Genomic DNA, 24,411 nt, shown 5'->3' with positions numbered 1-24,411 from the left:
ATCGCCCCCGAAAAACACGGGGTGGGAAAACACCGAATGAATTATTTAAGGGAATACGAACATGTTTACTTCCAGATTAACGATGTTGCACTTATTATGTGAATCTACCATTGTTAATTGATATAGCAGGTTTTGATAATTTTATGCATCAGCATATCTTGATTGATTTCTATAAATAGGGAAATAAAAACGCCCGTAACTTTAATCTGGATTAATACTTCAAATCCATGCTATCGCTTATTGCCAGATGGTTGTGTTTTGTTTTTCAAGTTATACCCGTTATCTTTCAAGTTGCCTCTTTGTTGGCGGCATTCGCTCACCCCGGTCACATAGTTTGCTATGCTCCCGGGGATTCACTCCCTTGCCGTCGCGATGCATCTTGAAATTCATTGGGTATATCACTATTTCATTTTGGTACAATTGACGCCATGTAACAAAGATGTCTGGAGGCAATTGTAACTTCGGGGATATTTGATTTATTCATTCAGAGTTTCCCTGCTATCATCAGCGCTGCGTGGATTGTTTTAAACGGCAGCAACAGTGATAAAGGAGCATCCAATAATGGAACAGCACTATATCCCGCATACCAGTTAGCGACACGCTCATTTTTAGCATCAATCAGCAACGCAATCCCACCTGCCTGAGCTGCTCCCCGCCGTAAAAAACGGCGAGGCTTCCCACTTCTCAGGCTCATGATTCTGCCTTGTATGGCGATATAAAAACTGATTCAACAAACCATCGCCACAATCGAAGGCTGCACGATCATGATGCTTGCTGATGGGTTCTTCGTGCCAAGTATAGTAACGTTATGGCAGTTCCGGCAAAGCAAAGGCAACAGCCATGAGCTTATTGTTGGGAGCCGGTGGATTATCCAAAAGGTCCAGGACATATAAACTGTCTTTCTCTGTCAGTTCAAGCTGTTCGTTCTCATCGATAATCTTCCGCGTTGTCGAGACGACGTTGCGGATCACAAATTCGGTCAGATTGGTGTGTTGTATGGCTGCTGCACGCATCAACAGTGATTTTTCTTCAGAGGCAATACGCAACGACATACGGTTATTGGTTTCTACTGGGATTTGAGGCATGATTGAAGTTCTCCATTTTGTACGCATTAAAATAGTACACATACTAGGTGTGGGTATATAACAATCAGTACACTTTCAAAGTGTACATGATGAGTGTCAAATACAAACGTTTTTAGTACAACTGCGACGGCTATTGATCAGACTCCGCATATTCCAGGTGAATGTCACATCTGGCAGACTATAACAACCGTTTTTTGAGTGAATTGATAACCTCAATACTATTACCGTCTTTACCAGGTGAAACGATAGCATCCTCCGATAATACTTTGACGTTCACCTTACCGTTATCATTAGCCAGCAGTGCATAGCTATAGCCGGCTCTAATAACCGGTCTTCCCGGCTTGATTTCATCGTAGTTAAAAACACTGACATTTTCTGCGGTATTATCAATCACAACCGCCTGTTTTCCCATATAGGTAATAACGCTCTGATCATATTCTGCAAAAATATTCACTAAATCGTTATTTTGTTGGTTAACCGCAATCGGTTTGCTATCCGATAAAAGGGCTTTGTGACTCTGACCGGTAGTGACAACGCCATCTTGGCCGGTTTTCCATTCATCATCACCCGGTTTCTGGCCCGTATGATAGGCAAAGAAATAATTATCCTTCACGGCATACACCATGGTACAACCGCTTAATGTCCCGGACGTGACAATGACCGGATACCCAGGCCGAATATCTCGCAAGGCAATTTTTATTCCTACGGTTCCCGATGCGCCATTAACTACATTAATGCCGGTAATATTGTGGCCTAATCTATTTTTTCCCCAATGTCTTCCTATCGTTCCAGAACCCGATTCTGAAGAGGTCACTTGGTCACCACTAAATCCCATAATAACATCATGAAAAGGGTTCTCCTGACCAGAGTCACTATTTCTCAAAGACCTTGCCTGAGCAAGTTGCTGATGGCTGTCATAGCGATGCGCTATCACCGGTATGTCGATTGGGGCATTATCGCTACCCACTAATAACCCCTTGTTCTTTAGCGGGGAAATATGCCCTTTATTAAGTTTGCTGTCTGCGGTAGAGTGTTTGAACATTAATAAGTCCTCTAATTAATTAAATTTGCTACGTTTAAGATTTATCTGAAAATAATTATTCAGATGATCTGATGCTATGAGTTTGAAATCCATAAGGCATATGTATTTAATCATAAATTTAAAGAGTAGATATTTAATTGAGATCTATTTTCAGATTTGTCTGGTTTTTACTATCAACATTTTAATGTAATAATTACCTGACTAATCAGAAAATAATAGAATAGATGGATTTAAAAATTAATTATTATGGAAAATAACGGGAGCTATGTTATCAAATACAGCTCCCGGTTTTTCCATGTAAGTTATTATAATCTAGAATACTTGTTTCAAGTTTACTATTTTCTATTTTTACGACTTTAGAATATTGGGGGGCTGTTTGTTAATTTTATAATAATGAACATATTAGGAATAAGTAATATATAAATTAATTATCATTGATATTCTTCCTATTATACCCAGAAACTTTCATATCTTTAGAGATAAAGGTGTCGGCTTCAATTGAAGGCTTACTGAATGACCACCGATTAGATTTAGGTTTTATATTTATGATATTAGGGGCTGCGGCTATTTTCTGATAGTGAAGTTGCCATTGTTTTTCCTCCGGGTTAAATTTTAGGAATGCAGAACCATAGGTATTTTCCATAACTTTGCCATCGGCTTCGTGGTATCCATAATCGCAGAATTCCATTGCTGCAATCATACCCATTCCGTGATCAATATTTTGGTTATTATATTCAACGTCTTCTTGACCACCTTGTACGTGCCGAACCCGGAGAATATCTTTATTCATTTTATCGACAACAAATGAACATCCACTGAATCCTGGGGTGAATACATACTGTGGATGGCGACTGAGATTGGGTTGTGTCGGGATATCAACATATCCTCCTTGTGGGGCCCAATAAGCTAAAATGGACATGTCTTTATCCGGTATTTCATTTTGCCAGGTATCGACAATTTTTAATGCGTTGAATGGCACAGTTTCATCTGATGGTTTAATTTGTAGTGCCTTGAACACCAGATTTCCGCCTCCTTCTTTGTTATTTAAAATATCTTTTACTCCTTCTGACATTTTTATCTTTTGCGGATTAATTAAATCGGTAATAATCGGTTGTGAAGTTAGTGCACTTTCACTTAATATATCAGACATTGCTATTGGAATTGCGCTATATTGTTTTTGTTTAGAATGAGACGGAATAAAAGGTTGTGCACCTTCTATATTCCGTTCATTCCCTGTTCTTAACTTTTTCTCTAACGGTAAATCCAATCCTAATCCTAGTGAGCAGCTACTCATAGTATTATATTCGTTAGGATATATCGAGCGTTTTTCCATTCTATTTCCTGAATGTTGAATTTTTTCACTGTATTTGTTGTTTGGCATATTATCATCTGTTAGTTTTTAGTGGGAATAAATAATGTATTTTTATTCTATTGATATATACCCAATGGATTTCAAGATGCATCGCGACGGCAAGGGAGAGAATCCCCGGGAGCATAGCAAACTATGTGACCGGGGTGAGCGAGTGCAGCCAACAAAGAGGCAACTTGAAAGATAACGGGTATATTGTGTTTTTACATAAAGGTGTCAGCTATATTAATAATGAAGATAAAATTAAACTCCAATTAATTTGTCAGAGTTCTCTTTGGAAATAATAATACCGACACTATTGATCTCAACAACAGCACTTTGACTATTTTGCCATTTTGCAAGAATATCTTTTATTTGTGGTAAATGAATTGAATGGGTAATGCCAGAAGTTTCAAGAATAACACTTATATTTTGCTGACTTTCATTATTGCCTATAGCGAATTCAGTGATCAGATTGACTTTAGCCAGGGCAAGGCGAATATCCTCCGTACCACCTAAATCGGCACACAATTTATCTTTCAAAGCTTGATTTATTTGTGAATTATCTATATTTGGTTTTTGATTCACAGAAGAGGATATTTTTCTGATTGGTATTACACTGTCTTCAATATTTTGTAATTTCATTGGTACGGTAATGGAATACATTAAAGAGAGGCGAGGGCGATTACCGAGAGCTTGCCAGAAATTACCTAAGCTATTTAAATTCTCCTGTTGGGGAATAATTCGAGTATAGGCACCGGGAATGCCGGTTAATTGACGGTTGTTAATTAATGCATTCAGAATACGAGTCATCACTTTCGCCGCCTGATTATTGGGCTGACTATCCGGGCTTGAACTGTCGCTTGATGGTTTATTGGCATCCCAGTAAGTAATTAAATAGTTACAATTGATATTGACCCATCCCGGTAATAGTGTACTGGTCATCGGGTTATAGCGTCTTGGTTCGGCAGAACGTAATTGAAGATCTTCATTGATATCATAAAGAAATACACTAACCGTCGGTTCCGATTGAATGGAATTAATTTCGGGTAGATCAAAGCGGATATCAATCTTATTGCCATTGGTATTTAAATACTGGGATAAAATAGTATTTAATGCATTATTTACTTCAATAATTGCATTGTCAGAAGCAATTAGGGTTGTCATGTTTATTCCTATTCTATTGAATGTTTAAAAAGCCAATCGGCCTGTTTTACTTAATTCGAGTGTAACCGCCCGATCTAAATGTTGATTTTCGATTTGTTCACAGTGGTCATTTTTCGCTAACATTGATGCTAATAAAGCAATATTTCTGATATTAGCCCCGGTCAAATCAGCTCGTTCAGCCAGATATTTAAAATCAACTTCATTGGATAATGTCAGTTGTTCCGGCCAGATGGCTTGCCACATTTTTTTACGCAATGTTTCATCAGGATAAGTAAAACGCGTAATAAAGGTGAAGCGACGATTAAACGCACTGTCTAAATGACTACGATTATTGGTGGCTAAAATCACCAATCCCGGATAATTTTCTAGTCGTTGCAATAAATAAGAAACTTCAATATTAGCGTGTCTGTCTTGGGCGTCTTTGGTTTCGCTGCGTTTGCCAAATAGAGCATCCGCTTCATCGAAAAATAGCACTCCAGAATCCGCTTCGGCTAAATCGAAAATACGGGAGATATTTTTCTCCGTCTCACCAATATATTTATTCACCACGGTAGAGAGATCGACTTTAATTAGATCAACACCGAGATGCCCGGCAATCACTTCTGCGGCCATGGTTTTTCCGGTCCCGGATTCTCCGTAAAATAGTGCACTAATGCCGGTGCCATAACCGATTTTTTCCCGAAAGCCAGTAGCCAGAATTTGGTCACGATAATGAATAGCAGCAATAATTTCTTTTAATTGTTGCGCTAATGCGCCTGAAATGACTAAATCATTAAAGCTACGTTTGGGGGTTATTCGTTGAGCTAATTTACCGAAGTTTTGTTGGGCGCGGAAACTTAATGCCTTTCGCAGATCGATTTCTTCCAATTGACCGTTTGGTTCTCGGAGTATTTGATATTGACTCGCTTCTTTAAGGATTTGCGGCAATGTTTCTGCGGTAAATGAAAAACGTTGGCATAACTGAGTAATATTGATTTCCTGAGCAATATTATCCGGTAAGCTTGCTTCCAGCATGGTTTTTTTATCTGCCAGAGTAAGTGCGGGCATATCAATTTGCACTATTGGCAGATGTTTTATCCATATTAATGCATCACTCGGTTCTACCAAACAAATTACCCTTAATGTTGGTTGGTTTAATAATGTAGATAACTCGTTGTGCCATATTCTCTTTTCCTCTGTCAATAAAGAAAAATTGCGGATTAATAAGCAGGCATCGTGTAACCTGACTTCCCGGACTGCATCCATCAGCAAGTTAGATATTGCTGCGGTGTTCTCTTCGTCCGGCAGACGGGCTAAATCCAGGGTTAAGGTACTAATATCATGAGACGCCATAATATGACTGACAGCTAATTCTCTGGCGCTATCCGGTTTTCCTCTGAGTATGACCAACGGGCGTATTTCATCGGTTTCATTTAGTAATATCTTTTCAAGTGAATGACAAAGAGTTTGTGGATACCAACGATGTGAGGCCGGAGAATGCCAATAAGCACAAGTTGTTAGCGGCGGTAAAATAACCCGTTGTCCTGATAAAAAATGCCAGATAGCGCTATGAGTTAAAAATTGGGTTTGTAACCAAATAGGCTCTTGATGATTATTGAGCCGTAATAATTGGTTATTGATTAACGGTGTTTGTGGTAAGAAGCTATTTTGCAGTAATTGCCGATCACTTTGACATTGGCTGAATAGTTCAATAGCTAAAGCAAAACTGGGCCACTGTTTTTTACTGTTGCCGTGCAGAGCGGCAAATAATGCATGATAACGGCTATCGAAATGGGGCAATAAACCTAATAATAAAACATCACGCTCAAATTCAGTGAGTTCAAAACGTTCGACCAATAGTGATAATGCATTGGGGATTTCTTCGATTTCAGGGAAATTAATAATATCATCCTGTTTGATTATCCAATGAGGAATACCCTGTGGCTTTGCCAGATGTTGCTCTAATTCATCTTCGGTAAGTAGGAAGCTATCCGGTAAATAATCGTATTTTTCTCTGTTTTGGTAATAGTAATGCTGTAACCGCAGATCAATACGTTCCAGATGGGGATAAATCCAGCGTAATTCTTTTACCATGTGGTGGTTATTTTTAAGTAAATAGTTCATATAAACCTGTTAAATTTTTCGCCAGTCGATTAATAAAGGGTGATCCAGCCAGGGAAGCTTAGCGATATTTAATGGCCACGGCCAATCGGCCAGTAATGCATCAAAGGGCTGTTGCTGGATGGTGATGTTGATTTCTTGATCATTGATCAGCAATTCACCCGGCCGTTGTAAAAATAGTTGTCGGACATCATTGCGGCTTAATTTTTTCCAGCCGGGAAGTTGAGCAATAACGGTATCTAGCCATTGCGCGGTTATTAATTGTTTTTCTGGTTCAAGAGAGATTGATTCACTATTTTCATCAGCCGTTAATCCACACAGCACGTTATTGACTCTCTTACGTTCGGCTGGTGTTTCTTCGGTTCCCCAAATGAGAGCATCAAGGAAATTAACGGCGCTGAATTGGGCTTGACGATGGATAAACTTTTGCTTCTCAAGTAAACCAAGTTGATTAAATAGTGTGGGCAACATCGGCCATAAAATTAATATTCCCGCATTACTGACTTGGCATGGAAGGACTTGTTCAGGTAATACAGTTCGTTCAGAGTGTGGTCTGTTAATAGTTCGAAGTGGGTTAGGTCTATTTCCTTCTGTAACCGATGTATTATCCGATGTTGATAATGCTTGTTGATCTTCGGCGATTATCTTTTGGTTTGTCGAATGTTGATATTGTTGAACGTTTGAGAAATTAACGTTATTCATGGTTGATTTTTTACCGGATGGATTTTTATCTGTATGGTTTGGCATAAAATATTCCAATAGATATTGGTATTCTTCAACCGACAGATGCTTTTGGCAAAGCCGTGAAACAGAAACGGTTTGCCAAAGTTGTTTCAGCCAACTATTTAATGGACTATTATCGGTCATAGTCTGGCGGAATAATGTCATAACAAGAGCGGCATTAAGTACGCCGTTATTAAGTTCAGTTGTAATACGTGAAATGATTTTTGCATTGGGTTTGGGTATTTCCTGAATATTATGCCGCTGTATATATTCCAGTGCATTGAGCATCAATTGCCCGGAGGAGACAAGCTCCTCCTGATGTTGTGGTTTGTTTACTCTTGCGGATAATCTGCGGTTGATGGCGCTTAATAAAGCGGGTTGCTTGATCGCCAAAAGTCGTTGTATACCGTGTTCAGATAGGCAGCTTTTTGCCAATAGCAATATCCATTGGTTCTCTATCTGTGCTAATTGATGGGTAAGTTTATTAATATCTTTATTATTGGTTATTGCCTCCAGTGTATTTAATTGGGGATCTTGTTGATATAACGAGTGAATAAAATTCTCTGCATTAATGAAATTATTATCGCCAGATAAAGATAACTTATTGATAAATTTACTGGATATTGATTTATTCAGTAGAATTTCTTCTTTATGATCGTTTACCTGATATTGGCTAAGTGCTTTATTCAGCTCTATCTTGAGGCGAGCAGAAAACAATGAATTAAAGTCATGGAGACTTATTTTACCAAGATTAATGGTTAATGTCTCTAAAGAGATATCCTGATGAATGTTATATTCATCAAAGTATGAATTGAATAATTTATTTATATTGGTTTGATTAAGCAGGGAGCCATGCAATACTTTTTTAGCCACCTGTTGATTGTTAGCCTTAATAGTAATGGTAATCCGGTTTAACAGATTTGGCTCCCAAGACATATTAATATCTCATTTTCAACTGATCGATATGATAAATAGGTTTATATATGTATAATACTATTCTGATTAACGAGTCTATTTTTTCATGATATATCTTGTATAAGTTGTACTTATTCTTAAATTGCCGTTTTGAACTTTTGTATTTTGTTCACTATCTCCATACCCTACATTATTTAAGAGCCAATGAGCACTATTTATCTTTCCTATCCAGCCTGAAATTAATGTGATCTCATTAGTTATGCCCTTGTTTAAATTAGGTGTGCCATTAGTCCCATCGCACCATAGCCAACCATTAGGTAAACTGCCATTACTATAAAATGGTACAATTGTTCCTGAAGGAATAATTAAGTCCGCGAGCGCTGATGCGATTTGTTGGATATTAATGCTTACACCATTGGAATCAACGGTAATACCATTACCTGGGTTAACTGATATTCCCTTGGAGTTATTAAGCAAGCCATTACCAAGTTTTACAGATAAGATATCTTCTTTTAGCATTAATGGAGAATAGGTACTGACGGAAATAGCTCCCATCTTTAAACTGACACCGCTACCGTCTACCTTAATGCCCTTACCGGCTTTGACTGAAACACCATTACTATCAACGTTAATACCATTATTTGCTTTAACTTTTACCCCTTCATTAACTATTTCAATACCGTGATGATTATCGACTTCAAGTTTGTCGTTGTTAATTTTTAATCCCCTGCCGGTATTGACTGCTAATCCGCTATTATCAGTTAACAAGCTTTTATTCTTGATTTTTACACTTAATCCATCTTTATTCGCCTGTAAGCCTCCGCTAGAGTTAACCTTTACCGCTAGTCCGCTATTATTATTCAGCACTAAGGCTGAATTTGGATTATCCGTCTGATCGGGTGCTTTACCAACAGCCCGGCGGCCCATATCAGCAATATTAATTAGGTCGGCATAATCGGTTTGTAATGGAATACTGCCTTCTTTGAAGCGTTTTTTTAAATTATCTGCTGATGGGCCATTTGATTTGATATTTTCCATATTGGATTCTGCATTAGATAGATTAGGTTTTTTTTCCATTTTTATTACCTTATATATGATATTAGATTATTCTGATTTAAATGTCTTGTATACCCTTCATCCTTCAAATTGCTGCTTTGTTGGCTGCTTTCACTTACCCCAGTCACATAGTTATCTATGCTCCTGGGGATGCGTTCACTTGCCGCCGCGCTGCAACTTGAAATCTATTGGGTATAGCTGTTTCTGTATAATTAAACAGGAAGAGATATTTAATGTTAAAATAAATTTTTTGTGATGCTATATTCATTTGTTTTTATATGGGATAAATTAATTTCTATTTTTGATATTATTTTTATTAATCATTGCATTTAGTTTAGCCATGCCTCCAGTATAAGGTACATATAATAATTGATCACTTTTTATGACTTCTTCATTCCATTTATCTCCAGACTTACCAATTACCTCAATACGTTGCTGTTTAGTGGCAATTCGCATATTACCAATACCGGTTGCATCAGAAGGTAGGCGTCCCAAGGTTAAGGTTTCTAAAATATGATATGCCTCGTCCCCTAAAGGTGCGCCATTGTTTTGCCAACGTTTATAGGTGCTGGCAAAATCTTTAAAATGTTCCGGTGATAGCCAGTGAATAATCATCGAAATATGCGCGGGAAATTCAGCGAGAATCTCCTTTTTCACCCAAGACTCCAGCTTGTAAGGGTCAACTTTGTTATTCTCAATTAACTGACGATTAACGACCACACTGACCACAAATGAAAAGCGATCGGCCAAGGCGTACTTTTCGCTGGAGAAGTACCAGCGATAGCGCCATGCTTCGGTCTCTTTTGGAAAGTCTTTATGCTGTGAGTTTTGATTGCGTTTAATTAATATCTTGCCTTGAATACGATCAAATTTAACCACCCGTGCTTTGAGTTCATATTCAGGCGGTTCAGGGAGAATTGTACGAGCTGATATTTTTTGGGTTGGCCCAGATGGGGTAATGACATATTTCAGGGTGATTTCATCATCGACTTCGATCATGGCAGGGAAGGGGCTTTGAGCACTGGAAGTAATCCAACGTTCATCTTCGGTAACATTTTTATATGTCTCATCGGCATAAACCAATTGATAATCCATATCTTCCAGCCACACTGGGCTATTTTGCCAGCGCAGATTACCATCATTAAATGCCAGTCTTATTCTGTCAAGATTGCGTTCCAAATCGCTACTGTTACGGGTGTTAATGGAGAATGAATTTCCTGTCACTTCGGTGATCATTTGGCCCCGTAATATAAACTCTCTATCACCTTCAATAATAATCAGGTTAATTACCTGACCTTGTAATAACCGACCTGCAATACCTTGCTGGGTGATGATGAGTTGATGATTTTTAAAGCCTGAATTCTCTTCAATTATTTTTAGATCGTCAGGTTTATGTTTATCATCGAATTTCGCATCGGGTTTTATTGGTAAAAGCTGACGATGCTCAATTAAATAGAAAGGCAGGTTAGCCAGATCGGGTGTGTCGCTGAAACATTCTCCGCCCAAACCTAACCGGGCAGCAATTCGTTTTTGTAGCGCCGACACTTTATCAATCCGAATATTATTACGTTGATAGATTAGTTCGGGTTGTTGAGCCAGATAGCCTTGCTGAGTAGACAGAAAATCTTTGAAACCCAACAGTGAGTTTGATGTGAGTGGTCTGGCGGCAAGTTGAGCACCAAAATAGCCTAACAGATGATTCAGAATTGTCGCCTCTTTTATATAGTTTGACTTCTGAATATGGTTATCAGTATAGATTTGTGAATCACGGCTTAGTTTTGCGGTTAAATCAGCAATGATCTGTTGATGAACGTTGTCACTGACCGTATTGGCTTTAAAAGGCCATTGTACACCGTGTACCGTTTTCCCTCGTTGTTTAAAGGCCAGTAATTTCGGTAACAGAGCCAGTTCAGCACAGCCGTTAGCCAACATTTGTTCAAATGGCAGCATAAATTGGTGCAACTGCATTTGTTGTGGCGTAGGTTTACTGGTCTGCAATCCATAGCAAGCCGGTAACTTATTGCTTACCGGGTAATAATCCAGAACTTTACGATGTTTACCCCAATGCAGTAATTCTGGCTGTGTATTAATCAGGGATTCTGTAATAAGCTGTTTCTCTACATCTTGTTTAGCAACAGCAATTTTAACGCCCCCTTTGGCAATAATGGTAAGCGGGCTGTTTGCTGAGGTAATTAGTGCCAATGGATCGTTACCCCATAGTCTGGGGTAATATCCCTGAGCGATTTTCCAGGACCAATTATCGTCCGACAATGGCGTAATGGTTTCGTCGTGATTAGCTAATGCCAGCCGGGTTACACTTTGAATACCTTTAATAGCTAATAATCGGTTAACCAGATGGCTTAAATTTAATACGGTAGCGCCGGTGTAATCTTTGACTTGAGGTAATGTCGGTATCCAACCGTGATGTAAATAAGGGCCGGAAAATATCTCTTCATGATTGTAACCCTGATCTTTCATGACCTGAGTGGTATAACGTTCGGGTTTTGCCAGCACCATCTGTTCCGCCGTCATATAAACTTGGGCGAAAATATCAGCAAAATCGATGACGTTCTCTTCAAGTTCAATATCAATCTGCAAAGGCAGATCGGTAGGTTGCAGCCAGATAATGTGACTGACGGATTCTCCTAGATTTCGATTGTCTTTGAGGAAAGTTTTCAGTCTCTCCTTAGCCAGTGTTTTATTAGTTTCAGTTTCCCGGTTAGGGAGTAAATAGAGCCAATAATTTCCTCTTAGCGCTAATTGGCTGTCTGATCCGGAGTTTTTAAAGCGATATTCACGTTTCTGTTTGTTATACCAGTATTCATAGCGTTCGTTTTCAGGTTCACAAATCAGTTGGACATCATTAAAGAAAAAATAACCTTCATTGGTGTCATTAATTGTGTCACTGCTGTGCAGGTCTAGCAAAGCCCGGCGATAATCCTCCGCGGTGATGGGGCCACAGGTCAGCGTTTGTTGTGGGCCAAATTCTTGGGGGAAAATACCGTCGCCAGGTATCTGTTCCTCTGGCTTTGGAGTAAGAAGATCTCTCAGTGGTAATGAGTGGCGATAGGCCAGATCGGAGGCACCATAACAACAGGCTTCCAATAAGGTGATACCGGGATCATTTTCACTGGTATTGCTCCAGCATTGGCCGGATTGCTGCTCAATCACCGTTTTGGCCTGAGTGAGTAAGGCATCGAAGGTAATATCGTCTTTGACGATGGGAAATAGGGCATCCTGATGATTCATTGGTTAACTCCTTGGTTTAAGGGGCGCGGCTCTGGCCAGACTAAAATCAGCACTTCATCATCGGCGGCTTCGATACTTTTACCCACGGCACCGGTGACTCGGTTAGCGATGGTTATGCTTAAATCGGTGACGCGTTCCACCAGAGGAGATTGCTGGATCGTGGCTAATAACTGGTAATAATCAATGCGATTACCGGTTGTCACGCCGATAGCGGCATTTTCGCCCCACGGCATATATTTGCGGCTTAACTCCTGTTGTAGCTGATGATATCCGTAGTCGGGGTTAACACCTGCGATAAAGGTCACTTGGTAGTTCACATTAACGTCAACGTAAGTGGGATTGCTGATCTCAAGGGTTGCCCAAGGGCTGCTGAGTTGTTTGATCCATTCGACCATCTCTGCCAGCCGAGCGGGGTTTAATTTTGGACGCAGCGCATCATCGTTATCTTTGTAACGGCTGTCAGGAATCACAATCAGTTGCTGTTTTTCCGGTGCCGGGATTTTGGTTAATTCACTGGCAGAAGGGTATTTGACATCAAACAGGCTGATAAATTGCTCTTTTAATAAAGTGACAATGTTGCCCCAACTCAGCGCCCGGTTACGGTGAGATAGCCGGGCAGGGAGTCGGGTCAGGAAGGCTTGTTCGGTTTCTGGCGGGCGACCGTTCCACGAGGCCCAAGGTTGAGTTATTTCATCGATTCCAACAGATGAGTTCACCGGCTGTTTAATGCTGCCGACAGCTAATCCATTTAGCAAGTGATCCGACTCAATGGTTTCTGCGTTAATTAGAGTAGCGGTTATAGCGTTATACAACAGTCCTTTAATTCTTGGATAATTAGGCGGTTTTTCACCAGATACCGTTGGTACCATCTCAGCTTTTAGCCAGTATTTATCTGTTGGCATTAGAGAGGTTTGATTTGAAGCGTTTTGTGGTAACAAAGTTCGCAAAGTTCCCCGATCAAACAGGTTGCGGGTTTGGTCGTGAACCAGTTGGGTTAATGACTGCCATGTATTGTCTTTATTAAGATAAAACCAGGATATGGAGAATTCCTCAAAGCCGTCTAACTGCCAGTATAGAGATAAAGTTTGCCCCGGTAATACATCGGTAAAGCCTAAATAGAATGTATTATTGGCTAGTGATGATATATTTGCTTCTCCCCAATTTATGGTGGTAGATTGAACTTTGACATCATGGGATGTTTCGCTAAAAAGTTTAATACCGTTTTCAGGTAATTTAATATTATCTGAGTGGCTTAATATTATTGCCGATTTCCAGTCGGTGTTATCTTTCCGATGCCAACGCAGATCGGTCAATTTTCCTTGATTCGCTAATAGATCGGTATCTGATGCATATTGTAACGGATTTCCGGCGCTATCCTGTCCGGCATCAAATAGGGTTCCTTTAGGGATAAAATATTCTGCATTATCTGTATTTAAGGTAATGCTTAAAGCAACGCTATCTGCTTGCGCTTTTTTAGGTTTCAGCCCCAATAATTCCCGGTAGTAAAGATTACGGTGCCGGGCCGGAAAAGTATTTAATAATCGATTAGTTGTTTCTAATAATTTTAAAAAAGCCAAAACAAAAGCTTGATGGGCCGGTAAAAAGCCATCCGCCTTATTAACATTTTGGTCAATGTCGGCTAATTGTTGAGGATGATTTGCTTGAATAAAGTAAAAGCTATCCCAGAACTGTTTTTTCTCTTGATCAAAAGGAATTTTTTCAGCATAAGCTTTAAGCCAGTTTAAAATATCTAGCGTGCTTCTTTCATCAAGTTTAAATTCAGTATCTGGCACAATTGCAGAGAGTTTATTTTCTAACTCAGCCTGTCCCATATTTTACCACCTGTTATGCAATTATTCCCGATATACCCTTCATCTTTCAAGCTGCTGCTTTGTTGGCAGCTTTCACTCATCCCAGTCACATAGTTATCTATGCTCCTGGGGATTCGTTCACTTGCCGCCGCGCTGCAACTTGAAATCTATTAGGTATAGATTTTCAGGGGATCGTGATTATTTAAAATTAAAGTTGGAAAAATTATTTATCCGGCAGTGACCGCATATTGACTGGCAATAAAACGGCCTTTGCCCATACTGGGGGCTGTCACATCCGGGCCACTCGATGGATTATTGGCTGGCTGTGTCGGGGTAAAACAGGCGATAAATTGTTGTCCGACTACAATCACCGTGACTGGACTACGGCAGAAGTTTACCTGCTGGCTGGCATCCAATTGAGCAATGGTGACTATTCCCATGCCGGGAACCGGGTGGCTTGGGGTAATATATTGCGCTTGCAGTTGGACCTTTTTTTCATCACCCACTATGACGATCTTTTTGCCTTGAATTTTGACGTGTCCGCTACCCCGGATGGTTGCTGGCCCCAGAATGGTGACTTGTCGGTTGCCAAATAACGGTTCGAACAGCAAATTGTCGCCATCCACCACCAGTTGTTTGCTCATAAACTCACCTGCACCCGGCCTTCATTAACTTCAAGGGCGCCTTCAATTTGCTGGCCGATTTCGCTGCCTCTCAGGGTGTAAGTGACCTGAATATGCAAGGTATTGGGCATGTCTGTTCTCTGATTTACCTGGATCTCGCTGATATCGGCGCGGGGTTCATAGCGCAATACTCGTTCTTCAATACGGGTTTGAATTTCGACCATCATTTCGTCACGGATATTGGCAAACAGATAATCATTCAGGCCGCAACCATAATTCTCATGCATAATTCGTTCGCCGGGTTCGGTGAGAAAAAGAATTTTCATATTTTGGCGAACGTTTTCTGCCCCTTCCGCTATTGCTACGCCGGTTGCTATTTCAGGATGCGCATTATCTTTGATAGAAAATTGCGGCGGAAAGGCCCAACCCCGACCATAAATATCGGCTAATACTGTGTTGGTTAATACTGTGTTTGTCATCTCATTACCTTAATTATTGGGTTAAATTAATTTTCGCACCTTTAATATCCACCCCGGATTTCCCGGAAGCAGACAGCGATTTTTGGGCCTCTATTTTAATTTCCTGAGCATTGGTAATGAGGTTTTTAGTCGAATTAAGCGTGATATCTTTATCCTGTTGCAGAGATAAGGTATGTTTTCCGCTATTTAATGCGAGGGTTTTATCTTTATTATTGAATAATAATTCCTGCTGGTTCTCCCCCTGTTTAATCACTAAGGTTTTCACCGGATTTTTTTCACTCGGTTCTAACGGTGCCTTGTTTTTAGGGTTGTGCATGGAGCCTAATATCACTGGGAAGCGGGGATCACATTCAAAGAAGCCGATAATCACCTCATCCCCCGGTTCCGGGTAGAAGCAGAAGCCGCTTTCATGGCTGGCGTAAGGTTTACCCAGGCGGGCGAAAAGGGTGCCGTTGGTTAAGTTTAAGGCCGGTATTTTGACCGGAATACGACCTAATGACTGGCTATCTCGCTGGTATTTTTCCACGATCCCGACATGCAGCTCTTTCGCCTGCGGTATAACTTGCTCTGTTTCCGGTAGTAGCCCCAGCGTTAGCCGGGTACGCCAGCCTTGCCGCTGATTGATGGTCTGACTGACGCCGGTGATAATCGCCTGACCATCCATCCCCTGACCAAAGCCGTTTAATGCCAGCACATCACCGACGTGATAACGGTTATCGCCTTCGACCTCAAAATTACCGGAGACGTTATGACTTCGGCGGTTATTCAGGATACCTTGAGCAAGCTGTTTGGCCTGTTCATTGTCCAGCGGATGGCTGAAAACCCATTGCCATGCTTGGTTGGTCAATGATGTCAGGTTATCTGTGGCGAGTTGATTGCGACCCAGTCCGCTGCTTTTTGCCTGATGGGCTTGAGACAGTTTTTGTTGGGCGATATCCCAGGATTGTACACTCACGGTTTTGGGGCTACGTTGATTATCCCATTGTAAATTAGCCTCAAATAACACCGCATCCTGATGGTTAGCCCGCTGGTGGATGGTATGTACGGTTGACCGATTCAGTGATTCCGGGGAAACCAGCGTCACGCTATCGTTACCGGGCAGTAGCCAGGTGTGGGTCGCGAACAGCCGGTTTTTTAGAAAAGCCCAGTCATTACAGCGAAACTGCACCATTTGCTCATGTACGGTTTTAAGCTGCGGGGCTTGTTTTATCGTGACAGGAATACCTGTCTGGCTAAACAGCTTCTTGATAATCGCCTCATCACTCTGTTTGTTGAACAGTTGCGAGTGGAAGTTGTGAGTTAATTTTTGCAGCGAATGTTTGGCGGTCAGAGTAATGATGCTGTCCTGACCTTTAAGCCACAATGTTTGCCGAACGATGTTCCCCTTAAACACCACGGTTTTTTCAATCTGCACGCTAAGCTCATGATTCGGATGGCAGCTTGCCAGTTCAGCTTGCGCCTTGGCATCAAAGATATGATTTGCATCACCGGCAATACCTAAGGTGATGTTAGCCGAAGGGATGCCATTGATATGATGGTTTACTGTTAAGCTGATAACCGTAAAGTGGTTGAGTGTTTTGTCGCCTATTTTGAGCGTTATCGCAGGTATCTTCATGCCTTCCCCCGTGCTTGCAGCGTTTGCCCCGGCGTGAAATCATCAAGATTATCCAAATCGTTTTGCCAGGCCAGCGAGAGATAATCGATACCGCCCGCCAGAGAGGCACCAGTACCGAGGGCGATTAAGGGCAGGGAGAGCATATCGGTTATGTTAACTGCGGTAACTGGCGGTGATTTTAATTGCTGCTCGGTAGCTTGAATGACAAAGCTTTCATCTGCTGCCAGAGATAGGGTAGCGCTGGCCCGCAACGGTGTGGCGTCCCGGTCAAACAGGGTATAGTGAATGCTGAGACCACTGGCGCGACAGGCAAAATAGCCTTTATTTTCCCAACGCATTTTGCCCCATTTGATTTTAAGAAAGTGAGGGACGTTAGTACTGGCATCCACGGCACATAAGGCTTTTAGCGTTGCCAGTTGGGTTTCTACCGGCGTGTTGCTGCTGGGCATGGCGGCATCAAATAACAGGATTAATGATAGACCCGCCGGTTGGGATAACACATAGCGGCTGCTTTGGCTGGCACTGTTAATGCTTTCATCCTGCTGATAACGGGTTTGATAATCGAGCTGGATGGCATCAGGGTTATACATCGCCTGTAAACTGCCTACGGAGATTTTCCCCTCGCGGTCTTTGAAGGCGGTGAGGGTGAGTTTGGACAGGCTGCGTTCAATTAAGCTCATAATGACCTCCTGTTTCACGCAATGCATCTAATACTGCTTGTTTCACCTTTTCAATCAGGTGGGCGTTATCCAGCGCTTCCTGCGCCAGTGTTCGTGGAGTGACCGAGTGACTCGCTGAGTCGGTGACTTTGGCCTGAATAATCAACTCCTTAATTTCAACAGTCATGCTTTCACTCCTAACCAGCGCATATCCTGATAACGTAATTCCAGTGCATTCACCAAAACGGTATTGCTATTGGCATCAAGGTCGCCGGTAGACCAGCGAACCGGCAGGGCGTTACTTAATGTCCAGCTTGCTACGGGAACTGAATGTTCATTCAGTAGCATAATGACCACATCGGCATACACCGCTTTCTCGCCGCGCAGGACGCGATCAAATACCCAGGTCAGCGGCGTAACGGTCATCACGCCGCGTTCCAGCACCAAACTGCCGTGTTGGATCTTCTCGGCTAGCCAAACGTTTCTGGCATTTTCTCCGCCCTGACTGTGTTGGGTGGTTTGCAGTTCGCGGCTGAGGCCCGATATCCGTTGGAAGGCAATGTCGAGTGGGCTAGGGATGTTGTTAAACAGAAAACTGGCGATAAAACGGTGTGATACCGACGGGGTGTATAAGTTGTTCATATTTTGCCCCTGTTTAATGGGTGATGCCGGTACGGGTATCAAATGTCAGACTCAGCTCAATAAATTCCGCCGGAATTAATAGCGCCAGCCTGATCTTCATGATCATTTTCCCGGCCCGCAGATCCGCTTCGCTCATCGATTCATCAACGCCCAGTAACACCTCAAAGGCTTGATCTTCCTGAGTGCCCCGTAGCCCGCCATTTAGCCATAACTGACGTAACCAGTTGTAAGCCTGACCTTTAAACTTCATCCAGGTGATGGCGTTATTCGGTTCAAACACAAAGGCTCGGCCCAGTTGAGTCATATGGGCTTCGATATAGGAAACCAGACGGCGTGTCTGGATATAGCGCCAAGGAGAGTCGGGGGTGTTGTCCAGCGTGCGGCATCCCCAGATCTTTATCCCTTTGCCGGGAAAACTACGCACCAGATTCAGTGAGGTGCCATCCTGATTAAACAGGGCATCTGCTTCAATATAAGAGCGTATTGGGCTTATCACCTTGGCTAATGCGACATTCGCGGGTGCGTGCCAGACCGCCATTTGGTTATCGTTACGCTGAATAATGGCGGCCACCGCCGCAGTCGGCGAAAGAACAACAGACCGATCTTGTTCCTGATAGGCACTGTTCACTCTTGGCCAGTATACGGCGCCCCATTGCCGATCACTGGAAGAGAGCTGCGTTAAACATTCCGCAGCCAATGCGGGATTATCGGGGGCATCCAGCAATCCCATGATGCCACGTCGGCACTGGCAGAGGTTAAGTACTGATTGCCAAAATTGTAGCCAGAACTGAATCTTGTCGTATTGATCGATTTCTGAATCGGGAGCATCCATCTGATTCAGATAGACAATATCGGGGACCACAATCAGCGTGATAGCACTCTGTGCCGCAATCGCTTGTTTAACCCAATCTTGTTGTAGGGTAAAGCTCAATGATTGAAAATTGCCGCGTGGTTCATCAGATCCTAACGACAGTACATAGGCTTGTTGACCCCCGTTGTCAAAAAAGTGACGTACGGAATAGTACGTTAATCCTGATTCACCAAATGACAGGGTAAAGTCGGTCAGGCTATTTAACTTGACGGCGGTTTGGTTGTCTGGACTTTTTGCGGTGTAACCAATAAAAACCGGTATACCGATAAATGCCTCATCTTGTGGCTGGGATATCAGGTTCTCCGTGATAGTGACGCCGGGCTGTGTGATTTCCATTCTCGGTTCCTCAATAGAACAGGCGCGGCGAACCGCGCCTCAGTACGGTTACTGTGTTACATTTTGCGAAAATTGCAGGATGATAAATTCAGCCGGACGGACCGCTGCCATGCCAACTTTGACGATCATTTTGCCTTGCTTAATATCAGTGTCGGACATGGTGACACCTTGACCAATCTGGACAAAATAGGCTTCCTGCGGGCTATTACCGGCCAGCGCTCCTTGTTGCCAGAGTTGATGCAGATAGTTATCAATGGCTGACCGAACGCGTTCCCAAGTAGGTTGGCTATTGGGTTCAAAAACGGCAAATCGCATGGCTTGCTTGATATCCCGTTCTGCCGCATTAAATAAACGCCGAACCGGAATGTAGCGCCAGTTGTCATCATCTTGCAGAGTACGAGCGCCCCAGACGACAAATCCTTTGTTACTGAAATAACGGATAGCATTGATGCCTTTTTGATTTATGGTGCTTTGTTCATTGTCGCTGAGCCGATCCGCTACATCACTAATTCCGCTGAGAACAACATTCGCCGGTGCTTTCCAGACGCCGCGGCTGGCGTCAGTGGCGCAATAGACACCAGCCATGACTGCACTGGCAGGAATGAGGTTTTTGTTCTCTGCAATTTTTTGTTCTATTGCCTTGGTAACTTGTGTATGGAGTTTTGGGTTTTGCTTTTTGAGTTCTGCCAGATGGGTAACTTTTTCATCCCGATAACCTTCAACTGCAATGGTACTCTTTTCCACCTGAATAAGTTGTGAGACTTTAACCGCAGGATAATAAGTTGCGGTTTGTGATTGCAGGCTAACATTGAGTGCGGTTTCTTTATCCTGATTATCAGCGATAAGAAAATATCCTGCCTTTAATAAAGGGGTCAGGCTGCCATATATTGCACTCTGATAAGAAGAATCCCGTTCAGGGCAGACGATCAAGGTAATTTCTAAAGCTTGCTCAATTAATTCAGGAATTAATGCCAGAGTAGTATCTTTGGTATCAGCAATTGGCAGGATATAGCAGGGACCGCCACCATTTTGGAAATAAAGTTTTAAAGCATCACTGCTTGTTGTGTAGGTGACGGCAGTTATATTGTAAGAATCACTGTTATTTTTATCGTCTGTATCAAGCGTACTCTTTTGGGTGGCAAAAGTTTCTACATTGCTTTTGGCTTTTGTATTGTTTTCGGTTTCTGCATCGTCCTTGGTTTTTACATTATTTTCAGTTTCTACATTGTCCTTATCTTTTGTATTATTTTCGGTTTTTTCATTACCTTCGTTTTTCTCAGGAACGGAAGGGGCTGGTGGCGGAGTAGGTTCAGTTAATTTGATTGCTACCGACCTAATACAACCCACATGAAACTGGTTAGTAAAATCTAACCAGCTACTCACGCGTGTTATTTGTGGTGTTGCGCTGATTTTTTTCGGTGAGAAACGGCCAATAAAAACCGGGATTGCCGTATTCCCTTGGCTAACGGAGAGAGCCAGTGATGCATCTTCTTCAATATAGACGCCAGGATAAGTTGGTGTTGTTGGCATGTTGCCTCCGATTATTGAGCGATATTCTGCGTAAATTGCAAGATAATAAATTCGGCTGGACGAACTGCCGCCAGACCCACTTTGACAATCATTTTGCCCTGCTTGATATCGTCATCGGTCATGGTGAGACCTTTACCGATCTGGACGAAGTAAGCCTGTTCGGCTTTGTTACCCATTAAGCCGCCTTGCTGCCACAGGGCATAGAGATAGTTATCGATAGCGCGGTGAACCGCTTTCCAGGTGGGTTGGCTGTTGGGTTCAAATACCATAGCACTCATGGCATTTTTAATATTTTTCTCTGCACTGTTAAACAGACGGCGAACCGGGATATAACGCCAGTTATCGTTGTCCTCAAGTGTACGAGCCCCCCAAACCAGCGTGCCGCTCTTAGGAAAGGTACGGATCATATTCAGTGCCCTGCCTTGGTTATATTTCGTTTGCAGGTCGTCGGTTACTGGGTATTTAGGTTGTAATCCTCCTTGAATAGGAACGTTAGCAGGCGCTTTCCAGACCCCTCGGCTGTTATCGACACTGGCATAAATACCGGCCATCACTGCACTGGGCGGAATATCAATAGCGGCTTTATTTTCTCCCCATTCAGCGGTTAGCCAAGGGTAGTAAACTGCGCCATAAGCGGTAGGAGAATAAAGTTTGAGGACTTTTTCTGGTTCTTTTATGTCAGTATCATTTTGTGGGCCATCAAAAATGGCAAATAATCCTTTGCCCGGCTGGCAAAGTGTACTTACTGCATCTTTAATTTCTTCGCCGGCGGCAACCAGTAATGTCACATCGTCGAGTTTTGGCACTTGTGTTTCTAAGTCTTTAGTTTTGACGAGATAGCAATATCCACCACCGTTAATAAAATAAGCACGCAGTGAAACGTCAAGGATATTCTTGGGATTAAATGGTTCGCCTTTTAATGTTAAATAGTTCATCCAACTACTAACACGAATATAGAGTTTATCTGATATTGATGAACCGTTGTTTGCAACAGCAAAGACCGGCACTGCTGTTGCACTGGAACGAATGGAGAGTGCGGGTGAAGCGTCCTCTTCAATATAAACGCCGGGATATGTTGGTACCGTTGGCATGTAGCCTCCAATTATTATGCAATATTCTGAGTAAACCGCTTTATAAATGCGCTTTAAGCTGCTTGAATGGTGACTCGATCTGCGGTCAGGCTAATTTCCTGAACAGCAACTTCGTTGCTGGTGGCATCAAAAGCAGGAGCGGTTAATGAAGTTGGGAAAGCATTTGCCACGCTCCAGGTCATTAAAATTTCAGTACCGGCTTCGTTAGTCAGGCTAATTGAAATATCTTTTTTCTCGACCCGATTAAGTTGAATAGAATTAAGCCAATCAAAAAGTTTAGTATCACCGGAGAAGACACCTTTACGCAGGGTAATATTGATCGCCTGACGTTGGCCGGGCATTTTATAATAATTGCCTGTGCCGTCTTTATATTCGATGACGTCATGAGAAATATCGAGCCCGGAAACGCTGTTAAAGGGGACTTTTTCATCACCGATTGAGACAACGAAGCGGTAAGTAGGGATAGGATATTCAACAGCGATTTGTTCTGGAGTTGTAGACATAATTTTTTCCTTATTGGTTATTTATGTTTAAAAGATAAACAAAGTGTTATTGCTTTATTTTGATTAACACTGCGGTTTTGACTAGCACTGAGCTATGGGTATAGCTACCGCAGCAACCTGACATATAGGTTATTATTTATACTGAAAAAATTTACTTCGCGATTATTTAGTTCGCATTTAATAAAGCGGCATGATTATAAGTAATGAATCTTTAGAGGGAATATTAATTAATAATGAAGGATAATTATTAGTTGGTATGGTAGAGGTTAACCATTTTAGGTATTTGTGCTGTTTTATTTGGTTTTAGGGGTAGAGAAATTATGAATGGAGAATTATTTTCTGTTTCATTGATTAATTTATAATCAAAAAGTCGATAGGTAAGTATGATTATACAAATCGCTATAGGAGAAAATAATCTTGGTGGTATAAGAGGAAAAGTATCTCTTCCGATTAGAGAAGAAAAAGATAGTCTTATTGCAGTGCTAATAAAATGGATTTTTTACGGTATTAATAAATAGATAAAATGAAATCATGTTTGAAGTTAGATTGTTTCTTTAGGGCGACAGATAATACGTCTATTATAGTTTGAAATCAATATTAATTATGTTCAGTAATTGGTACTTTTTTGATTACTTATTGATTATGAGATTTAGTAGTAATTCGATTTAATCGATTTTCTACGAAGTTCAGTAAATAGTTAAAATTGATATTTGTTCATTAAGACAATAATTGGTTTATTATAAAATTATAATTTTTTTTATAAACCGTGATTTTGTTTCCGCAAACAACTCACCTAATCGCGTTCCCCATGCTCTTAAGGTGTCATTTTGCTCCCTATAAATAAGAACAAAAATGCCGATTTTGAATATCGGCATTTTTCTGTGAAAAAGAAGATTAATTTAATGCTTTAACGCTTCAATTTTATCCCGGCTCAGTCCGGTACTGGTGACAATAATATCCAGGCTGACGCCATGCCGTAATAAGGCTTGAGCCGTTTCCACTTTACCTTCCTCTCGGCCTTGCTCAATACCTCGCTCAAGCCCTTTTTGTTCAAGCTGTTCTGCAATAGTCATCAACATCGTTTCATGCTCCGGAGATCGTCGCTTCAGTCTGACCGGTTTCAGCTTCGCCGGGTAAACGTAAAAGTCCCCTGTGTAGCCATCACCTTGAATAAGAACAAAAATGCCGATTTTGAATATCGGCATTTTTCTGTGAAAAAGAAGATTAATTTAATGCTTTAACGCTTCAATTTTATCCCGGCTCAGTCCGGTACTGGTGACAATAATATCCAGGCTAACGCCATGCCGTAATAAGGCTTGAGCCGTTTCCACTTTACCTTTCTCTCGGCCTAGTTCAATACCTTCCTCCCGGCCTAGTCCAATACCTTCCTCTCGGCCTAGTTCAATACCTTCCTCTCGGCCTAGTTCAATACCTTCCTCTCGGCCTTGCTCAATACCTCGCTCAAGCCCTTTTTGTTCAAGCTGTTCTGCAATAGTCATCAACATCGTTTCATGCTCCGGAGATTGTTCAATCAGTTGATGGACAAATTGGGAGAGATCCAGCGTA

Annotated in this window: 22 protein-coding genes and 2 pseudogenes; 1 reads left to right on the top strand and 23 read right to left on the bottom strand. The window is 41.8% G+C overall.

Translation table 11 applies throughout. The annotated features are described in order from the left end of the window. Positions 1–484: 484 nt before the first annotated feature. The 21 genes and pseudogenes from ACGF5R_RS20650 to ACGF5R_RS20550 form a co-directional block, all read right to left on the bottom strand. Positions 485–694 (bottom strand): hypothetical protein, encoded by a 210-nt coding sequence (locus tag ACGF5R_RS20650; RefSeq protein ID WP_387692484.1) that lies wholly within the window; start codon positions 692–694, stop codon positions 485–487. Then, positions 690–779: pseudogene (locus ACGF5R_RS20645) on the bottom strand (GNAT family N-acetyltransferase); the annotation flags it as partial. The pseudogene ACGF5R_RS20645 and the gene ACGF5R_RS20650, both read right to left, overlap by 5 nt. 27 nt (positions 780–806) lie before the next feature. Next, the gene (locus tag ACGF5R_RS20640) at positions 807–1,085 is read right to left on the bottom strand and encodes a DUF1778 domain-containing protein (RefSeq protein ID WP_387692482.1); all 279 of its coding nucleotides are present in this window, start codon (positions 1,083–1,085) and stop codon (positions 807–809) included. A 178-nt stretch (positions 1,086–1,263) separates the two neighbouring features. After that, positions 1,264–2,127, bottom strand: a complete 864-nt coding sequence (locus ACGF5R_RS20635) for a cytotoxic necrotizing factor Rho-activating domain-containing protein (RefSeq protein WP_112876590.1) — start codon at positions 2,125–2,127, stop codon at positions 1,264–1,266. Positions 2,128–2,551: 424 nt separating this feature from the next. Beyond that, positions 2,552–3,460, bottom strand: a complete 909-nt coding sequence (locus tag ACGF5R_RS20630) for a hypothetical protein (protein ID WP_262980946.1) — start codon at positions 3,458–3,460, stop codon at positions 2,552–2,554. Positions 3,461–3,739: 279 nt separating this feature from the next. Beyond that, on the bottom strand, positions 3,740–4,642 hold the full coding sequence (locus ACGF5R_RS20625) for a DUF4255 domain-containing protein (protein ID WP_112876588.1): 903 nt from the start codon (positions 4,640–4,642) through the stop codon (positions 3,740–3,742). A gap of 24 nt (positions 4,643–4,666) precedes the next feature. Beyond that, entirely contained in the window at positions 4,667–6,745 is a 2,079-nt protein-coding gene (locus ACGF5R_RS20620) for an ATP-binding protein (RefSeq protein ID WP_387692480.1), read from the bottom strand. Positions 6,746–6,754: 9 nt separating this feature from the next. Further along, the gene (locus tag ACGF5R_RS20615) at positions 6,755–8,401 is read right to left on the bottom strand and encodes a contractile injection system tape measure protein (RefSeq protein ID WP_387692478.1); all 1,647 of its coding nucleotides are present in this window, start codon (positions 8,399–8,401) and stop codon (positions 6,755–6,757) included. Positions 8,402–8,476: 75 nt separating this feature from the next. Further along, complete coding sequence (locus ACGF5R_RS20610; RefSeq protein ID WP_387692476.1) at positions 8,477–9,457, bottom strand: tail fiber protein; 981 nt, start codon at positions 9,455–9,457, stop codon at positions 8,477–8,479. 267 nt (positions 9,458–9,724) lie between these two features. Further along, positions 9,725–12,685, bottom strand: a complete 2,961-nt coding sequence (locus ACGF5R_RS20605; protein ID WP_387692474.1) for a hypothetical protein — start codon at positions 12,683–12,685, stop codon at positions 9,725–9,727. Continuing rightward, on the bottom strand, positions 12,682–14,517 hold the full coding sequence (locus ACGF5R_RS20600; protein ID WP_387692472.1) for a hypothetical protein: 1,836 nt from the start codon (positions 14,515–14,517) through the stop codon (positions 12,682–12,684). The genes ACGF5R_RS20605 and ACGF5R_RS20600 overlap by 4 nt, the downstream gene beginning before the upstream one ends. Positions 14,518–14,723: 206 nt before the next feature. Further along, the gene (locus tag ACGF5R_RS20595; RefSeq protein ID WP_112876582.1) at positions 14,724–15,140 is read right to left on the bottom strand and encodes a hypothetical protein; all 417 of its coding nucleotides are present in this window, start codon (positions 15,138–15,140) and stop codon (positions 14,724–14,726) included. Next, complete coding sequence (locus tag ACGF5R_RS20590) at positions 15,137–15,598, bottom strand: GPW/gp25 family protein (RefSeq protein ID WP_112876581.1); 462 nt, start codon at positions 15,596–15,598, stop codon at positions 15,137–15,139. The genes ACGF5R_RS20595 and ACGF5R_RS20590 overlap by 4 nt, the downstream gene beginning before the upstream one ends. A 13-nt stretch (positions 15,599–15,611) precedes the next feature. Beyond that, the gene (locus ACGF5R_RS20585) at positions 15,612–17,213 is read right to left on the bottom strand and encodes a phage baseplate assembly protein V (protein ID WP_387692470.1); all 1,602 of its coding nucleotides are present in this window, start codon (positions 17,211–17,213) and stop codon (positions 15,612–15,614) included. Continuing rightward, positions 17,210–17,893 carry a hypothetical protein gene (locus tag ACGF5R_RS20580; protein ID WP_387692468.1) on the bottom strand — a complete coding sequence of 228 codons (684 nt, stop codon included), beginning with the start codon at positions 17,891–17,893 and terminating at the stop codon, positions 17,210–17,212. The genes ACGF5R_RS20585 and ACGF5R_RS20580 overlap by 4 nt, the downstream gene beginning before the upstream one ends. Further along, positions 17,880–18,059 (bottom strand): DUF5908 family protein, encoded by a 180-nt coding sequence (locus ACGF5R_RS20575; protein WP_112876578.1) that lies wholly within the window; start codon positions 18,057–18,059, stop codon positions 17,880–17,882. Before ACGF5R_RS20575 ends, ACGF5R_RS20580 begins: the two co-directional genes overlap by 14 nt. Continuing rightward, the gene (locus ACGF5R_RS20570; RefSeq protein ID WP_112876577.1) at positions 18,056–18,514 is read right to left on the bottom strand and encodes a phage tail protein; all 459 of its coding nucleotides are present in this window, start codon (positions 18,512–18,514) and stop codon (positions 18,056–18,058) included. Before ACGF5R_RS20570 ends, ACGF5R_RS20575 begins: the two co-directional genes overlap by 4 nt. 13 nt (positions 18,515–18,527) lie before the next feature. After that, a complete protein-coding gene (locus ACGF5R_RS20565) occupies positions 18,528–19,721 on the bottom strand; it encodes a phage tail sheath C-terminal domain-containing protein (RefSeq protein ID WP_112876576.1) in 1,194 nt (397 codons plus the stop codon). A gap of 48 nt (positions 19,722–19,769) precedes the next feature. After that, the gene (locus ACGF5R_RS20560; RefSeq protein ID WP_387692466.1) at positions 19,770–21,251 is read right to left on the bottom strand and encodes a phage tail sheath family protein; all 1,482 of its coding nucleotides are present in this window, start codon (positions 21,249–21,251) and stop codon (positions 19,770–19,772) included. A gap of 11 nt (positions 21,252–21,262) precedes the next feature. Further along, entirely contained in the window at positions 21,263–22,342 is a 1,080-nt protein-coding gene (locus ACGF5R_RS20555; protein ID WP_387692464.1) for a phage tail sheath family protein, read from the bottom strand. 53 nt (positions 22,343–22,395) lie between these two features. Beyond that, positions 22,396–22,845 carry a phage tail protein gene (locus ACGF5R_RS20550; RefSeq protein WP_054480021.1) on the bottom strand — a complete coding sequence of 150 codons (450 nt, stop codon included), beginning with the start codon at positions 22,843–22,845 and terminating at the stop codon, positions 22,396–22,398. A 383-nt stretch (positions 22,846–23,228) separates the two neighbouring features. On the opposite strand from ACGF5R_RS20550, the gene ACGF5R_RS20545 reads away from it, so the two are divergent. Beyond that, the gene (locus tag ACGF5R_RS20545; RefSeq protein ID WP_387692462.1) at positions 23,229–23,363 is read left to right on the top strand and encodes a hypothetical protein; all 135 of its coding nucleotides are present in this window, start codon (positions 23,229–23,231) and stop codon (positions 23,361–23,363) included. Between the two features lie 381 nt (positions 23,364–23,744). Here ACGF5R_RS20545 and ACGF5R_RS20540 read toward each other — a convergent pair whose 3' ends face one another. Both ACGF5R_RS20540 and ACGF5R_RS20535 read right to left on the bottom strand, forming a co-directional pair. Next, entirely contained in the window at positions 23,745–24,050 is a 306-nt protein-coding gene (locus ACGF5R_RS20540) for an Rpn family recombination-promoting nuclease/putative transposase (RefSeq protein WP_387692460.1), read from the bottom strand. A 24-nt stretch (positions 24,051–24,074) separates the two neighbouring features. Further along, positions 24,075–24,411, bottom strand: a pseudogene (locus ACGF5R_RS20535) (ISNCY family transposase); the annotation flags it as partial.

The sequence above is a fragment of the Photorhabdus sp. RM71S genome, assembly GCF_042879355.1.
GTDB lineage: Bacteria > Pseudomonadota > Gammaproteobacteria > Enterobacterales > Enterobacteriaceae > Photorhabdus > Photorhabdus kayaii.
The sequence above is the reverse complement of the archived record's forward strand: the minus strand, read 5'-3'. Positions and strand labels throughout refer to the sequence as shown.

Excerpts from the sequence above, each read along its gene's own strand:
- ACGF5R_RS20650 (WP_387692484.1), bottom strand. The coding sequence starts at position 694 with ATGAGCCTGAGAAGTGGGAAGCCTCGCCGTTTTTTACGGCGGGGAGCA.
- ACGF5R_RS20640 (WP_387692482.1), bottom strand. The coding sequence starts at position 1,085 with ATGCCTCAAATCCCAGTAGAAACCAATAACCGTATGTCGTTGCGTATT.
- ACGF5R_RS20635 (WP_112876590.1), bottom strand. The coding sequence starts at position 2,127 with ATGTTCAAACACTCTACCGCAGACAGCAAACTTAATAAAGGGCATATT.
- ACGF5R_RS20630 (WP_262980946.1), bottom strand. The coding sequence starts at position 3,460 with ATGGAAAAACGCTCGATATATCCTAACGAATATAATACTATGAGTAGC.
- ACGF5R_RS20625 (WP_112876588.1), bottom strand. The coding sequence starts at position 4,642 with ATGACAACCCTAATTGCTTCTGACAATGCAATTATTGAAGTAAATAAT.
- ACGF5R_RS20620 (WP_387692480.1), bottom strand. The coding sequence starts at position 6,745 with ATGAACTATTTACTTAAAAATAACCACCACATGGTAAAAGAATTACGC.
- ACGF5R_RS20615 (WP_387692478.1), bottom strand. The coding sequence starts at position 8,401 with ATGTCTTGGGAGCCAAATCTGTTAAACCGGATTACCATTACTATTAAG.
- ACGF5R_RS20610 (WP_387692476.1), bottom strand. The coding sequence starts at position 9,457 with ATGGAAAAAAAACCTAATCTATCTAATGCAGAATCCAATATGGAAAAT.
- ACGF5R_RS20605 (WP_387692474.1), bottom strand. The coding sequence starts at position 12,685 with ATGAATCATCAGGATGCCCTATTTCCCATCGTCAAAGACGATATTACC.
- ACGF5R_RS20600 (WP_387692472.1), bottom strand. The coding sequence starts at position 14,517 with ATGGGACAGGCTGAGTTAGAAAATAAACTCTCTGCAATTGTGCCAGAT.
- ACGF5R_RS20595 (WP_112876582.1), bottom strand. The coding sequence starts at position 15,140 with ATGAGCAAACAACTGGTGGTGGATGGCGACAATTTGCTGTTCGAACCG.
- ACGF5R_RS20590 (WP_112876581.1), bottom strand. The coding sequence starts at position 15,598 with ATGACAAACACAGTATTAACCAACACAGTATTAGCCGATATTTATGGT.
- ACGF5R_RS20585 (WP_387692470.1), bottom strand. The coding sequence starts at position 17,213 with ATGAAGATACCTGCGATAACGCTCAAAATAGGCGACAAAACACTCAAC.
- ACGF5R_RS20580 (WP_387692468.1), bottom strand. The coding sequence starts at position 17,893 with ATGAGCTTAATTGAACGCAGCCTGTCCAAACTCACCCTCACCGCCTTC.
- ACGF5R_RS20575 (WP_112876578.1), bottom strand. The coding sequence starts at position 18,059 with ATGACTGTTGAAATTAAGGAGTTGATTATTCAGGCCAAAGTCACCGAC.
- ACGF5R_RS20570 (WP_112876577.1), bottom strand. The coding sequence starts at position 18,514 with ATGAACAACTTATACACCCCGTCGGTATCACACCGTTTTATCGCCAGT.
- ACGF5R_RS20565 (WP_112876576.1), bottom strand. The coding sequence starts at position 19,721 with ATGGAAATCACACAGCCCGGCGTCACTATCACGGAGAACCTGATATCC.
- ACGF5R_RS20560 (WP_387692466.1), bottom strand. The coding sequence starts at position 21,251 with ATGCCAACAACACCAACTTATCCTGGCGTCTATATTGAAGAAGATGCA.
- ACGF5R_RS20555 (WP_387692464.1), bottom strand. The coding sequence starts at position 22,342 with ATGCCAACGGTACCAACATATCCCGGCGTTTATATTGAAGAGGACGCT.
- ACGF5R_RS20550 (WP_054480021.1), bottom strand. The coding sequence starts at position 22,845 with ATGTCTACAACTCCAGAACAAATCGCTGTTGAATATCCTATCCCTACT.
- ACGF5R_RS20545 (WP_387692462.1), top strand. The coding sequence starts at position 23,229 with ATGATTATACAAATCGCTATAGGAGAAAATAATCTTGGTGGTATAAGA.
- ACGF5R_RS20540 (WP_387692460.1), bottom strand. The coding sequence starts at position 24,050 with ATGCCGATATTCAAAATCGGCATTTTTGTTCTTATTCAAGGTGATGGC.